At 63.0% G+C, this 13,272-nt stretch carries 11 protein-coding genes; 2 read left to right on the forward strand and 9 right to left on the reverse strand.

Going from position 1 to position 13,272, the window contains the following annotated elements; translation table 11 throughout:
- From ABVQ20_RS05070 to ABVQ20_RS05090, 5 genes are all read right to left on the reverse strand, one after another.
- The gene (locus ABVQ20_RS05070; RefSeq protein ID WP_354458447.1) at positions 1–1,623 is read right to left on the reverse strand and encodes an ABC transporter ATP-binding protein; all 1,623 of its coding nucleotides are present in this window, start codon (positions 1,621–1,623) and stop codon (positions 1–3) included.
- Entirely contained in the window at positions 1,620–2,489 is an 870-nt protein-coding gene (locus tag ABVQ20_RS05075) for an ABC transporter permease (protein ID WP_354458449.1), read from the reverse strand. Before ABVQ20_RS05075 ends, ABVQ20_RS05070 begins: the two co-directional genes overlap by 4 nt.
- Positions 2,486–3,433 (reverse strand): ABC transporter permease, encoded by a 948-nt coding sequence (locus tag ABVQ20_RS05080; protein ID WP_354458450.1) that lies wholly within the window; start codon positions 3,431–3,433, stop codon positions 2,486–2,488. The genes ABVQ20_RS05075 and ABVQ20_RS05080 overlap by 4 nt, the downstream gene beginning before the upstream one ends.
- A gap of 247 nt (positions 3,434–3,680) precedes the next feature.
- Positions 3,681–5,159, reverse strand: coding sequence for an ABC transporter substrate-binding protein (locus ABVQ20_RS05085; RefSeq protein ID WP_354458452.1), 1,479 nt, complete (start codon positions 5,157–5,159; stop codon positions 3,681–3,683).
- Between the two features lie 132 nt (positions 5,160–5,291).
- Positions 5,292–6,572 carry an acetylornithine deacetylase/succinyl-diaminopimelate desuccinylase family protein gene (locus ABVQ20_RS05090; protein WP_354458454.1) on the reverse strand — a complete coding sequence of 427 codons (1,281 nt, stop codon included), beginning with the start codon at positions 6,570–6,572 and terminating at the stop codon, positions 5,292–5,294.
- Positions 6,573–6,793: 221 nt separating this feature from the next.
- Between ABVQ20_RS05090 and ABVQ20_RS05095 the strand changes: the two genes are divergently transcribed.
- Positions 6,794–7,225, forward strand: coding sequence for a L,D-transpeptidase (locus ABVQ20_RS05095; protein ID WP_354458455.1), 432 nt, complete (start codon positions 6,794–6,796; stop codon positions 7,223–7,225).
- Positions 7,226–7,730: 505 nt separating this feature from the next.
- Positions 7,731–8,579, forward strand: a complete 849-nt coding sequence (locus ABVQ20_RS05100) for a hypothetical protein (protein WP_354458457.1) — start codon at positions 7,731–7,733, stop codon at positions 8,577–8,579.
- Positions 8,580–8,699: 120 nt separating this feature from the next.
- Here ABVQ20_RS05100 and ABVQ20_RS05105 read toward each other — a convergent pair whose 3' ends face one another.
- From ABVQ20_RS05105 to ABVQ20_RS05120, 4 genes are read right to left on the reverse strand one after another with little or no spacing between them, the layout of a single operon-like run.
- Positions 8,700–9,677 carry a lipid A biosynthesis lauroyl acyltransferase gene (locus ABVQ20_RS05105; protein ID WP_354462129.1) on the reverse strand — a complete coding sequence of 326 codons (978 nt, stop codon included), beginning with the start codon at positions 9,675–9,677 and terminating at the stop codon, positions 8,700–8,702.
- A gap of 17 nt (positions 9,678–9,694) precedes the next feature.
- Entirely contained in the window at positions 9,695–10,720 is a 1,026-nt protein-coding gene (locus tag ABVQ20_RS05110; protein ID WP_354458459.1) for a zinc-binding dehydrogenase, read from the reverse strand.
- 36 nt (positions 10,721–10,756) lie between these two features.
- A complete protein-coding gene (locus tag ABVQ20_RS05115; RefSeq protein WP_354458460.1) occupies positions 10,757–12,028 on the reverse strand; it encodes a beta-ketoacyl-ACP synthase in 1,272 nt (423 codons plus the stop codon).
- 51 nt (positions 12,029–12,079) lie between these two features.
- Positions 12,080–13,267, reverse strand: coding sequence for a beta-ketoacyl-ACP synthase (locus tag ABVQ20_RS05120; RefSeq protein WP_354458461.1), 1,188 nt, complete (start codon positions 13,265–13,267; stop codon positions 12,080–12,082).
- Positions 13,268–13,272 lie beyond the last annotated feature (5 nt).

Here is a 13,272-nt window from a genome sequence, read left to right on the forward strand (position 1 = left end):
TCAGCCCTGTTCCTGCATTCGGCGCGCAACAGCCCGGCGCAAATCGGGGGCGGCGGCGACCAGCGCCTTGGCCGCCTCGGATTGCGGGTGGTCGAGCACCTCGTTGGTCTTGCCGCGCTCGACGATCTTGCCGTCATGCATGACCAGCACCTCGTCGGTGATGGCGCGCGCGACCGTCAGGTCATGGGTGATGAACAGATAGGCGATGCCGAGCTTCTGGTTGAGCTCGGCGAACAGGTCGAGGATCTGGGCGCGGATCGAGACGTCGAGCGCGGAGACCGGCTCGTCGGCGACGACAAGTTTCGGGCGCGTGATGATGGCGCGGGCGATCGACAGGCGCTGGCGCTGGCCGCCTGAGAATTCATGCGGATATTTGTCCATGTCGGAGACGTCGAGGCCGACCTCGTGGAGGGCATGCGCCACCATTTCGCAGCGTTCGGCCTTTGTCGGCTTCCTGTCCAGGACGTGCAGTGGCTCGGAGACCAGTTTCTCGACTTTCTGGCGTGGGTCGAAGGAGCCGTAAGGATCCTGGAACACCACCTGCATGTCGCGCCGCGCCGGCTTGAGTTCGGCCTCGTTCTTGCCGGTGATGCCCTGGCCTTTGAAGTGGATCGCTCCGGACGTCGGCCGGTCCAGCGCCAGGATGATGCGGGCAAGCGTTGACTTGCCGCAACCGGAACGTCCGACCAGCGCCACCGATTGGCCCGGCGCTATCGACAGGGAAACGTCGTCGACAGCGCGGATCGGCACCGCGCGCCTGAACAGGGATGTGCGTCGGCCAGGATAATCCCGCGTGACGCCTTCGACGTCCAGCAAAGGCGTTGTCGATCCGGCATTGTGCGGCCGGGCGCGCGCCGGCACATGCATCGAGGCCTGCGCCAGCTGGCGCGTATAGGGATGAAGTTGTTCCGACAGGGTACGCGCCGTGTCGCCTGCCTCCATCACTTCGCCGCGACGCAGGATGGTGATGCGATCCGCCATTTCAGTCACGACCGCCAGGTCATGCGAGATCAGCAGCAGCCCCATATGGTTTTCGGCGACAAGGTCGCGCAGGAGGTCGAGGATCTGCGCCTGCAGCACCACGTCCAGCGCCGTGGTCGGCTCATCGGCGATCAGCAGCTTCGGCTTCAACGCACAGGCGATGGCGATGACGACGCGCTGGCGCTGGCCGCCGGACAGTTCATGCGGGTAGCGCGACAGCGGGAATTGCGCTTCGGGCAGGCCGACGCGGTCGAGCATTTTTCGCGCGCGGTCCTCGGCGCTGGCGCGGCTTGCCTTGGTGTGCCAGCGTATGCCTTCGGCAACCTGCTCTCCGATGGTCTTGACCGGATTGAGCGCCGTCATCGGCTCCTGGAAGATCATGCCGATGTCGTCGCCGCGCAGCGCGCACATCTGGTCCTCGGTCGCGGCAAGTATGTCGATCCCGTCGAATGTAACGCGCCCGCTAGCGCGCGCGGCATGGGGCAGAAGCCGCATCAGCGTCAGCGCGGTCATCGATTTTCCGGAACCGGATTCGCCGACCAGCCCCATCACTTCGCCGGGCGCCACGGAAAGTTCGATCCCCTTCAGGATCGGCGTGTCGCCGATGGTGAGCGACAGGTCCTGGATTTCCAGCAGGCTCATCGCTGCCGCCGCGATTTCGGATCGATGATATCGGCGATGCCGTCGCCCAGCAGATTCAGCCCGAGAACGGTGATGACGATCGCCATGCCGGGAAAGATCGCCATCCACGGCGCCATGACCATGCGTGTCTGCGCGTCGAACAGCATGCGGCCCCAACTCGGCATCGGCGGCTGGGCACCTAGGCCCACATAAGAAAGCCCGGCCTCGGCCAGAATGCCCAGCGCGAACTGGATGGTTCCCTGTACCAGCAACAGCGTGGCGATGTTGGGCAGCACATGATCGATGGTGATGAGCGTCCTGCCCTTGCCGGCGGCTCGCGCGGCAAGGATGAATTCGCGTGGCCAGATCGCCAGTGCGCCCGCGCGGGCGACACGCGCGAACACCGGTATGTTGAAGATGCCGATGGCAATGATCGCATTGACCGCGCCCGGCCCGAAGATGGCGGTGATCATGATGGCCGAGAGCAGGGCAGGGAAGGCGAAGACGAGATCGTTGATGCGCATCAGCGCTTCGTCGACAAGACCGCCACGCGCGGCGGCAAAGGCGCCGAGAGGCACGCCGACGCCCATGCCGATGCCGACGGCGACCAACGCCACGGCGATCGAGTTGCGGGCGCCGACCATGATCATCGACAGGATGTCACGACCGAAATGGTCGGTGCCGAACCAGTGCGCGAGCGAAGGCGCCTGCGTCTTGTCGGCGATGATCAGCCTGGTGACGTCGTATGGCGTCCAGACATACGAGACCACAGCCATTGCCAGGACCAGCAGGGTGATGACGAAGCCGGCAACGAACGCGGTATTCTTGAATGCCTTGGCCAGGATGCCGCTGAAGGTCTCCTCGGGGATGTCGATGTGCAGTGTCATTGGCGGCTTCTCAGTCGCGGATCAACGACCGCGTAGGAAAGGTCGACGAGCAGGTTGACGGCGATGACCGCGGCAACCAGCAGCATGACGACGCTTTCGACCACGATCAGGTCACGCTGGGTGATCGCCTGGAACACCAGCCGGCCGAGCCCGGGCAGGTAGAAGACATTTTCGATGATGATGGTGCCGGCAAGCAGGAAGGCGAACTGCAGGCCAAGAATGGTCAGCACGGGGATCATCGCGTTGCGCAGCGCATGGCTCCAAAGAACGGCGCGGTAGGGCAGGCCCTTGGCGCGGGCGGTGCGGATATAATCCTCGTTCAGCACCTCGATCAGCGCCGAGCGGGTCACTCGGGCAAGAATCGCGGCCTGCGGCAGTGCAAGCGCGACCGCCGGCAGCAGCAGTGCCTTCAGCGCCGGCCATGCCCCGGCGCTCCAGCCGGGAAAGCCACCCGCCGGCACCAGCCGCAGCCAGACAGCGAAAAGATAGATCAGCATCAGCGCGAACCAGAAGTTCGGCACGGCGACGCCAAGTTGCGCGGCGCCCATCGTCATCGTGTCGCCGATCCGGCCACGCCGGCCGGCGGAGAACAGGCCGACGGGAATGGCGATGATGGTGGAGAGCGCGAGCGCGATCAGCGCCAGCGGCAGCGAGACGACGAGCCGTTCGCGCACGAGATCGATGACCGGCACCGAATAGGTGTAGGAGCGGCCGAAATCCAGGCTCAGCAAACCGCCGGCCCAGTGCAGGTAACGGTGGATGAGGGGCGCGTTGAGGCCCATCTGGTCGCGCAGCAGCTCGACCTGGTCGGCGCTGGCATTCATGCCCAGCATCAGCCGCGCCGGATCTCCCGGAAGGATCTCCAGCACGGCGAACACCACCATGGAGGCCAGCACCAGGGTGAGCGCGGCGATAACGAGGCGCTTGAGGAGATAGGCGGTCATCGCGGAAGGACCGCTGCTTTGCCAAGTGCGATGACCGGGCAAAGGCAGCGTTCTGTCACGCCCCCCTCTGTCCTGCCGGACATCTCCCCCTCAAGGGGGGAGATTGCGCTCTCGCCGCTGCTTTCGCCAATTGTCGAAGCTGTGTCGCAAGCGCTGAAACTGCCGATCTCCCCCCTCATGGGGGAGATGTCCGGCAGGACAGAGGGGGGCGCGAAGGAGCGCAAGCGTCGCCTTTGGGCCAACTGCCTCAATCCGCCCACTTCACCTTCGTCAAATCATTGGCCTGGATCGGCGCGTTTTCCCACAGTCCCTGCAGCTTGGCATCCCAGACGCCGACCTTCGGCAGTTCGTAGAGGAAGCCGACCACGGCATCATCGGCCAGGATCTTCTGCGCCTGCGCGTAAAGCTCCTTGCGCTTGGCCTCGTCGGAGCTGAGGTCCAGGTCGGCGATGACTTTGTTGAAGGCCGGGTTCTGGTAATTGAAATAGTAGTCCTTGCGCGAATAGATATCGATGTCGTTGGGCTCTGTGTGCGAGACGATGGTCAGGTCGTAGTCCTTCTTGGTGAACACCTGATCCAGCCACTGCGCCCATTCGACCGGGATGATCTCCAGGTTGATGCCGACGTCACGAAGCTCCGAGGCGATGATCTCGCCGCCAAGCCGTGCGTAGGAGGGAGGTGGCAGTTTCAGCGTCGCGCTGAAGCCGTTTTCCAGGCCTGCCTCCTTCAACAGTGCCTTGGCCTTGGCGACATCGTGCGGATACCGGCCCGTGAGGTCGACATAATATTTGTTGGTCGGCGACATGTGCGAGCCGATCGGCAGACCGAGCCCAGCCGAGGCGCCGTCAATGATCGCCTTGCGATCGAGCGCGTAGGAAATCGCCTGCCGAACCTGCAGCTTGTCGAATGGCGGCTTCTTGTTGTTGATCGACAGGATGGTTTCGCCTTCGGTCGCGCCGACCACCACCTTGAAGCGCGGATCGTCCTTGATCTGCGCGACGCTGTCGGGATCGAAGAAGGGGAAGGCCTGGATGTCGCCGGAAAGCAGGGCCGGCACGTAGGCGGCGGCATCGGGCACAATGCGGAACTCGACCTTGTCGAGGAACACCGGAGCACCCCAGTAATGGTCGGACTTCACCAGCGTGATCGACGACCCCTTGACCCAGTTCTGGAACTTGAACGGGCCGGTACCGATCGGTTTCTCCTTGTTGGTGTCCGCCGATTTGGGCGATACCATCACCGCGTCGCCCCAGCCCATATTGTAGAGGAAGGAGCCTTGCGGGTGCTTGAGCGTGACCTTCACAGTCGCGGGATCAATCACCTCGACGGTGTCGATGGCGGCGAACAGGCCCTTTTGCGCATTGACCGAGTTGTCGGCGCGGGCGCGGTCGAGCGAGAATTTCACGTCGTCGGCGCTGAAGTCGGCGCCGTCATGGAATTTCACGCCGGTGTGCAGCTTGAAGGTGTAGACCTTGCCGTCGTCGGAAATGGTCCAGCTTTCCGCCAGGTCCGGCAGCACTTCGCTGTTCGGTCCGATCCGGGTCAGGCCCTCGAACACATTGGCATAGAGAACCTCCTTGATCGCCGCGGCTGCACCCGCGGTCGGGTCGAGATGCGGGGGTTCGAGCGGAATGCCGATGACCAGGTCGGCTCGCGTGGCGAACGCCGAGGTTCCGGCGGCCAGTGACAAGGCGGCGGCGGCCAGAATGATCTTCCACAATTTCATCGTGCAACTCCCCATAGGCTCGAACCCGGCGGATAGAAGCGTGATTTTTCAGCGGAGTAAATCGCGTTTCGTGCTGTCCGGCATCGCAAGGAGGAATGTTTTTTCCGCCAGCGGTTGTCGTCGTCGCCCGTATCACCCGGCGATCTTGCCTCGCAGCAGCACGTTGAGCCCGATCGCCATCACCTTCGCCGATTCCACCATGTCGGTGATGCCTACCCACTCGTCGGGCCTGTGGGCGAGGTCGAGAATGCCCGGACCGTAGGCGATGCAGTCATAGATGTGGCCGATGCGGGCGATGTGCTTCTGGTCGTAGGTGCCGGGCGAAATCACATAATCGGGTTCGCGATCGAATATCTCCATGATGCCCTTGGCCACCGCCTTCACCACCGGCGCATCGCGCTCCGTCATCAGCGGCAGCACTTCCATGATGTCGCGGATCTCGTAGTCGAACTTTTTGCGCTCGCGCTTCAGCCGATCGAGTATGTCAGTCACCTCGCTCTTGACGGTGCCGAGGTCCTCCTCGAGGAGGAAGCGGCGGTCGATGGTCAGCCGGCAGGCATCGGGCACGTTGGGCGAGGGCAGGCCGGGCCGGAAATCCTCCGTTTGGCCGCCATGGATGGAATTGATGTTCATGGTCGAACGCCTGGCGCCTTCCGGCACGACGGGCATGCGCGTCATCTTGCGATCGAGCGCCGGGAATAACTCATCCTCGAAAGCCTGCAGCACCGCGCCCATATGGCGCACCGCATTGTCGCCGAGGAACGGCATGGAGCCATGCGCGATCTCGCCCTTGGTCTCGATCTCCGCCCACCAGACGCCGCGATGGCCAAGGCAGATCCGGTCCTTATTGAGTGGTTCGGGAATGATGACATGATCGATCCTGGGGGCGGAGAAATAGCCGAGTTTCGCCAGATGGGCGACACCGCCGAAGCCGCCGGACTCCTCGTCGACCGTGCCGGAAATCTCGATGGCGCCGGGAAAATCGGGATAGGCCTCCATGAAGGCTTCGGCGGCGATGATCGAGGCGGCGAGGCCGCCCTTCATGTCGCAGGCGCCGCGGCCATAGACCCTGCCGTCCTTCACGACGCCGGCAAAGGGGTCGACGGTCCAGCCTTCGCCGGCTTCGACCACGTCGATATGCGAGTTGAAATGCACGCAGGCGCCGGGCGAGCGGCCGTCGAAGCGGGCGACGACGTTGACGCGCGGATAGCGGTCGGTATCGCCGGGCGTGCCTTCGGCGCGGATGAATTCGATTTCGAAACCCTGCTTCTTCAGGCGCGCGCCGATGTACTCAGCGCATAGGCGATAGGCTTCGCCGGGCGGATTGATGGTCGGAAAGCGGATCAGGTCGGCGGTCAGTGCGACGAGGTCATCGACCCGGTCGTCCACTGCCTTGAGGAGTCGTTCGTTCATCTGGAGGATTGAGCAGTGATCGCCCTGGTTTGGCAAGCCCGCTCCCGACAACGCCCGTGCGGCGTGTCGTTGCGGCAACTATCGCGGGAAATCGTTCAAATTCGCCGCTTTGGATTGCCCAATTCGTCAAGAACTGTGTGCTATTTCACGTATCTGCCTCTTAAAAAATGAAAAACGACGTGAAAACATGCAGGCAGGGGCAATCAAAGGGGTTTGATCGCATGAAGAAGACAGTTCTCATGGCGGCAATGCTTGTCGCGATGCTGTTCGGCTCGTCAGTTCAAGGCTGGGCCGCCAGCCTGGTTGCAAACATCGATGTGTCATCACAGACGATGACTGTGAGCAGGTACGGCGAAGTGCTTTACCGCTGGAACGTATCCACCGCCCGCAAGGGGTATTTCACGCCGCGCGGCACGTATCGGCCGCAACGGACGGAGCGGATGTGGTACTCGCGCAAATACGAGATGTCGCCGATGCCTTACTCCGTGTTCTTCCACGGCGGTTACGCCATCCACGGCACCGGCGCGGTCAGGCAGTTGGGGCGCCCGGCTTCGCATGGCTGCGTGCGACTGCAGACGGCCAATGCCGCGACCTTCTATTCGATGGTGCGGGAAGCCGGCTTCGGCAATACGCGGATCCTCATCACAAACTAAGACGGTCAAAAACTGCCGTCCCAATCGGGGCTGTGGGCACTGTTGCTGTGCCCTTCCGGCTGTATCGAGGGTCGAAATGTTGCAGGAATAGCGCAATGGTACCGAAAACAAGGGCCCTGCGCCTGGTTTGAAGCTGTTGATGCTTGCTTTGGCGCGCATGTATCGGCCAGACTTCATTCTAACATTTGCCGGGGGACGACGGCCTTAGCCGGGGGATGCAAAACGCCGCGAAGGGGGGTCTTCGCGGCGTTTTGATTTGATGGCCGTTTCGGCAATACGCTGATCCTCATTACGAACCAAGACAGCCAGCGACTTGGGCTCTGCCAGGAGCTCAGGCGCTCATCGGCGTCGCTGTATCCTTCGGGGTCTGCCGATACCCGAAATGTTGCAGGAATATCCCAATGGTACCGAAAACCACAGCGCTGCGCCTGGCCTGATCCCGCCGGTGGCTTGCTTGAACACTTATTGGTGGTACATCCCGGATAGGCAACCTGAGGGGATTCTAATGTACAGACTGCTTATGGGCGCGGCGATCGCGGCAACAGCCACCTCGGCCTTCGCTGCGGACGCGGTATCTCCGATCGTCATGGACCAGCCCATCGCCGCCCCGCACATTTCCGGCTATGTCGAGGCTTACCTTGGTGGATTGTATCTGACTGTCCCTGGCGACCATGCAACGGCGACCACCGCAGGCGGCGCGGGCCGCGTGAATTTCCCTATAGATCCCCGCTGGAACATCCAGACCGACGCAATGGTCGATTCTCTCTGGCTTCAGGGTCAGAATCTTTACGGCTATGGCGGCGCCGTCCATGCCTATTGGCGTGATCCGAGCGCCTATGCGCTGGGCGGCTTCGCGACGATCACCGGCTATGGCGGCGACGGGATCGGCGGCGAAAGCATCTATAACTTTACGGCCGGCCCCGAAGCCCAAGTCTACCTGGGCAATGTGACCCTTTATGGCCAAGTGTATTACGGGCAGTTGCGCGCTAACGGCTCCTCCGACCATTTTGACGACTGGGGCGGTCGTGGCGTCGTTCGCTACTTTGCCCGGGACAACCTTCGTTTCGATGCGGAACTGGGCTTTTCGAACCTGTCCATATCCGGCGAGCATCTCAACACCGTCAGCGGCGCGCTCCAGGCCATGTACCGGTTTTCCGGGACGCCGCTTTCAGTGTTTGGACGCTACCAGTTGGATCATGAGACCTTTAGCGGCAGCAGCGGAAGCATTAACATCCACAAATACGTGATTGGGCTGCGGGCAAGCTTCGGTTCGGACACGTTGATTGATGAAGATCGCAACGGCGCCACGATGGACACGTATCGGCCAAACTTTATTCTGCCATTTGCTGGGTGATGAAGGCTTAGGCGGGGATGCAAAACGCCGCGAAGAGGGATCTTCGCGGCGTTTTGATTTGATGCATGGGTTATTGCGTGAGTGGCAGGAAAAGATGGCTGCCAAGACGACGCGGCTGACTTAGCCTGCTTCGGTTGCCTCGGCCCGCCGCTTGCGCCGGCCGCCAGTAATTTCCCACCTCTTGTGGAACCACATCCACTGGCCTGGATCCTCGCGCACCCAGCGCTCGACGACGTCGTTGAGAAGCTGGGTGGTGGCGTGGACGTCGACGCTGCCGCTGCTTGTGCGCGGCAATGACAGCTTGTCTTCGATCTCGAGCCGAAAACGGTTGCCTGGAAGCCTCACGCAGCGCGCCGGGTAGACGTCGCACTCGTAGTGACGGGCAAGGGTGGCCAGCACCCGGTTGCTCTGGCAGGGACGGCCGAAGAATGTCGTATCGAGACCGTTCGAGAATTTCTGGTCGACGAGGACGCCGATATTGCCGCCGTTTTCCAACACACCCGCCAGCGCGAAGGAGGCGCCGGTCGAAGATGGCAGCAGCGATCCCATTGTCGAGCGCCGCGTCGAGAGGATGTAGTCGGCGAGGTAGGGGTTGTTGGGTGGGCGAAACAGCGCCGTGATGTTCATGCCGAAGGTGGCGGCAGCCACCGGCAGCAGTTCGAAATTGCCGAGATGCCCGGTGAAGACGATATGCGGCTTCTGCTCGCCGGCGATCTCGACGAAATGCTCGATACCCTTGACCTCGACACGGCCCGGCTTCGTCGCGGCCGGGTCATAGTCGAACAGGGCGTCGAGAAAGATGTATTCAGCGGCAAGGCGGGCCATGTTGCCCCACATGTCCGATGCGATCGCCTGGATCTCGCCGTCGCTCTTTTCAGGATAAGCCTTGCGCAGATTGTCGAGGGCGACGTCATGGCGGCCCACCCATGGGCCAATGCGCCGGGCGATCCGGTCGGCAAAATTGAGCGCGCTGTCGGCGGGCAGCAGGCGCAGCACCGAGATAATCAGCATCGCAGCCCGCGCCACCAGCCAGTAGTTGAGCTGGCGAAGCTGCCTGCCGTAGCGAAACGCCAGGTCGCGGCGGGCCTTCTTGAACATGTTGGTCAAGGCCGGTCCTAGACGCGCAGGATGATCTTGCCGAACACGTCGCGGCCTTCCATGCGCTTCAGCGCCGTGTCGATGTCGTCAAAGCCGACTTCGGTATCGATAACGGGAGCAACGATGCCGGCCGCCATCTTCTGCATGGCATTGGCCATGTTCTCCATGCGGCAGCCGAAGGATCCCAGCAGCTTCAACTGCTGCTGGAACAGCTGCATCAGGTTGATCTGCGTCGACACGCCCGAGGTCGAACCGCAGGTGACCAGGCGTCCGCCACGCTTCAGGCACAGCATCGAGGCGGCAAAGGTGTCGGTGCCAACATGCTCGAACACCACGTCGACCCCTTTCTTCTTCGTCAGCTTGCGCACGATGCCTTCGAAGCGGTCATCGCGGTAGTTGATGACATGGTCGGCGCCTAGCGCCTTGGCCTTGTCGATCTTGTCGTTCGAACCAACCGTGGTGATGATGGCGCAGCCCATCCGCTTCGCCAATTGAATCGCGGCGGAGCCGATGCCGGAGCCGCCGGCATGGATGAGGATCGTTTCGCCCGGTTGAAGCTTGGCATTGTCGAAGAGCATGTGCTCCACCGTGCCGAAGGTCACGGGTGCCACGGCCGCGCCGATATCCGTTACACCGGGCGGAGCGGGCACCAGCAGGCGCGCCGGCAGGTTGATCTTTTCCTGGGCAAAGCCGTCGAGATGGAAGCCGTGCACGCCAGAAACATGCTCGCAGAGATTGTCACGGCCTTCACGGCAGGCGCGGCAGAGCCCGCAGGTGCGCGCTCCGTAAATCGACACAAGCTGCCCGGGGACGAGATTGGAAACGCCGGGGCCGACCGCTTCGACTTCGCCGGAGGCTTCCGCGCCGACAACGAGCGGCAGCTTGCGTTTGGCGAAGGCCATGCCGCGCCAGCCCCACACGTCGATGTGGTTGAGCGCCACGGCCTTGATGCGCAGGGTCACTTCGCCGAGCGACGGCGGCGGGGGAGGCGGCAGGTCCACCGTCGCTAAACGGCGATCCTCGATAAGTTGCAATGCGCGCATGGAGCCTGTCGGTTCTGTTGAGCGGAAGGGGCTCGCTTAGACCGGTTCCCGCGCCATGACAAGGCAAGTGTTCTGGCCGCCAAAGCCGAAGGAGTTCGAAAGCACGCTGCGAACCTCGGCATTGCGCTTCTTGTTGGGCACCACGTCAAGCACGATCGCGGGATCGGGATTGTCGTAGTTGATGGTCGGCGGAATAACGCTTTCGCGCATCGTCATCAGCGAGAACGCGGCCTCGACAGCGCCGGCAGCCGACAGTGTGTGGCCGATCATCGACTTGTTCGACGAGATCGGCATCGAGCCGATGCGGTCGCCGAACACGGTCGACAGCGACAGATGCTCCATCTTGTCGTTTTCAGGCGTCGAGGTGCCGTGGGCATTGACGTAGTCGATCTCGACCTCGCTCAGGCCAGCATCGGCAAGGGCGGCCCGAACCGCGGCGATCGCCGGCGAACCGTCCGGCTTCGACCGGGTGCGATGGAAATCGTCGGCTTTCTCACCGCAGCCGCTGAGGATGCCGAGAACGGTCGCGCCGCGTGCAAGGGCAGCCTCGAGCGATTCCAGCACAAGCGCGCCGGAGCCTTCGGCCAGCACGAAGCCGTCGCGGTCCTTGGAGAACGGTTTTGACGCCTTCTCGGGATTGTCATTGTGGGTCGACAGCGCCGACAACAGCGAGAAACGGATCAGCGCCTCGGCGGTTGCAGAGCCGTCGGCGCCGATCGACAGCGCCCGGTCGCATTCGCCGCGCCGGATCGCCTCGACGCCGAGCTGGATCGCGGTGGCGCCGGAGGCGCAGGCGGTCGACAGCGTGATCGGCAGGCCGCGCGTGCCGAAAAGGTCGGCGAGGCGGTCGGCGATCGTGCCGAACTGAGTGGTTTCGAAGATGTCGAGTTCCTTCAGCCCGCGCGCCACCCGCAGCAGCCTTTCGGCGCCGGAGTCCTGGCTGTCGGAATTGTAGAGCGAGAAGCGTTCGTGCCAGTCGAGCTCGACCGGTGGCGAGGCAAGGAAGAGCGGGCCACCGAAATCACCGGAGTCGAGACCGGATTCCGCTACGGCTTCACGCGCGGCGGTTTCGGCCAGCTCATAGGTGAGGGGGCTGGCGCCCTTCGAACTGGACGGCAGGAAGTCGACCATGCCGGAGATGCGGGTGTTCAGGTGGTCGACCGGAAAGCGGGTGATCGGATGGATGCCGGATTTGCCTGATGTCAGCGCCGCCCAATTGTCGGTCTTGCCGACGCCAAGCGAGGTCACAACGCCGATGCCGGTGACGGCGACGATCGGCCTGCCCATGTGATCATTCAGTTTGGCCATGCGGTAGCCCTCGACCGTTTATCGTTGCGGCACGGAAATTTCGACGCCGCCTTACGCGGCGTTGACGAGCGCCATGCCCTCGAATTGGTGATAGCCGATCGCCGTTGCAAGAACACTTTTCGGAATGCCTTCAAACGGCTTTTCGACTGCGGCGTCAAAAACTGGGTAGGCGGCCTTGCGGTCGACAGCGAGTGCCGCCAGCGCCACGGCGAATGGAAACTGCGCTTCCTTCATGTGTCCGGTCAGCGTCGAGAAGCCGCGCGTGGTGATCGCCGGATTGGCGTCGAGCGCTGCCTTCTCGGCGGTGGTTGCCGCGTGGGCGCCCGATGCACCTGATAGAGCCAGCAAATTGCCGTTCGGCAACGCGGCTTGGCTGAGCAGCGTGGCAATCTCCGCGTCGAGTTCGCCCCGCCGCCGTCTGGCGCGGCCAGAGACGACCGACCCCAGCTCGGCATAGATTTTCCGTCCACGGCTTGTCGCGTGTTCGCGCTGCTCCAGCACCAGGAACGCGCCGCCGGATCCCGACACCACGCCACCGCCTTCCGCGCCCTGTCTTTGCCAGACCGGCTTCCATGGGCCACGATGCAGATAGCCGGCCAGCTCATAGCCGAGCAGCATGTCGGAATGTTCAGTCTGGAAGGCACCGCCAACGAGGATATGCGTCGACTGGCCCGAGCGGATGCGCGCGGCAGCCGTCTCGACGGCAGAGACACCCGCACCTTCCTCTCCCATGAAGGTGCGCGACGATCCCGTCACCTTGTGGACGATGGAGATGTTGCCAGCGAGCAGATTGGAAAGCTGGGCCAGGAACAGGGTTGGCCGCAGTTCGGTGGTCAGCTTCTCGTTGAGCAGCACGTCGCGGTCGTTGCGGCTTTCCGAAGCGGCCAGAATATCGGCGTCGACCGTCTCGTCGCGCTCGCCGCCGCCGGCGGCCACGACCATATCCATGGTCGTGCAGAGCTCGTCATTGCCCTTGATGCCGGCATCGTCCAGCGCGAGCCCGGCGGCATAGGTGCCGAGCCGCTGCCAGGTTTCCATCTGCCGCTGATCGCCGCGCTTGGCGATCTGCAGGTTCCAGTCGATCTCCGGCAGCGGGTGGACGGTGTAAGGCGCGAACCGCCCGGATTCGAGCACGGGGCTCAGACCTGGCTGGGCGAGTTTCTGCCAGTGCGCATCCGGACCCTCTCCCAGCGAAGAGACAAGGCCAATGCCGGTGATGACGACGTCGTGAGGGCTCATGGGCG

The organism is Mesorhizobium shangrilense (assembly GCF_040537815.1).
In the GTDB taxonomy this organism is placed as follows: Bacteria; Pseudomonadota; Alphaproteobacteria; order Rhizobiales; family Rhizobiaceae; genus Mesorhizobium; species Mesorhizobium shangrilense.

Bases quoted from the DNA above. Each gene is read 5' to 3' on its own strand.
- ABVQ20_RS05085 (WP_354458452.1), bottom strand. From the start codon at position 5,159: ATGAAATTGTGGAAGATCATTCTGGCCGCCGCCGCCTTGTCACTGGCC.
- ABVQ20_RS05070 (WP_354458447.1), bottom strand. From the start codon at position 1,623: ATGAGCCTGCTGGAAATCCAGGACCTGTCGCTCACCATCGGCGACACG.
- ABVQ20_RS05105 (WP_354462129.1), bottom strand. From the start codon at position 9,677: ATGTTCAAGAAGGCCCGCCGCGACCTGGCGTTTCGCTACGGCAGGCAG.
- ABVQ20_RS05110 (WP_354458459.1), bottom strand. From the start codon at position 10,720: ATGCGCGCATTGCAACTTATCGAGGATCGCCGTTTAGCGACGGTGGAC.
- ABVQ20_RS05100 (WP_354458457.1), top strand. From the start codon at position 7,731: ATGTACAGACTGCTTATGGGCGCGGCGATCGCGGCAACAGCCACCTCG.
- ABVQ20_RS05080 (WP_354458450.1), bottom strand. From the start codon at position 3,433: ATGACCGCCTATCTCCTCAAGCGCCTCGTTATCGCCGCGCTCACCCTG.
- ABVQ20_RS05095 (WP_354458455.1), top strand. From the start codon at position 6,794: ATGAAGAAGACAGTTCTCATGGCGGCAATGCTTGTCGCGATGCTGTTC.
- ABVQ20_RS05120 (WP_354458461.1), bottom strand. From the start codon at position 13,267: ATGAGCCCTCACGACGTCGTCATCACCGGCATTGGCCTTGTCTCTTCG.
- ABVQ20_RS05090 (WP_354458454.1), bottom strand. From the start codon at position 6,572: ATGAACGAACGACTCCTCAAGGCAGTGGACGACCGGGTCGATGACCTC.
- ABVQ20_RS05115 (WP_354458460.1), bottom strand. From the start codon at position 12,028: ATGGCCAAACTGAATGATCACATGGGCAGGCCGATCGTCGCCGTCACC.
- ABVQ20_RS05075 (WP_354458449.1), bottom strand. From the start codon at position 2,489: ATGACACTGCACATCGACATCCCCGAGGAGACCTTCAGCGGCATCCTG.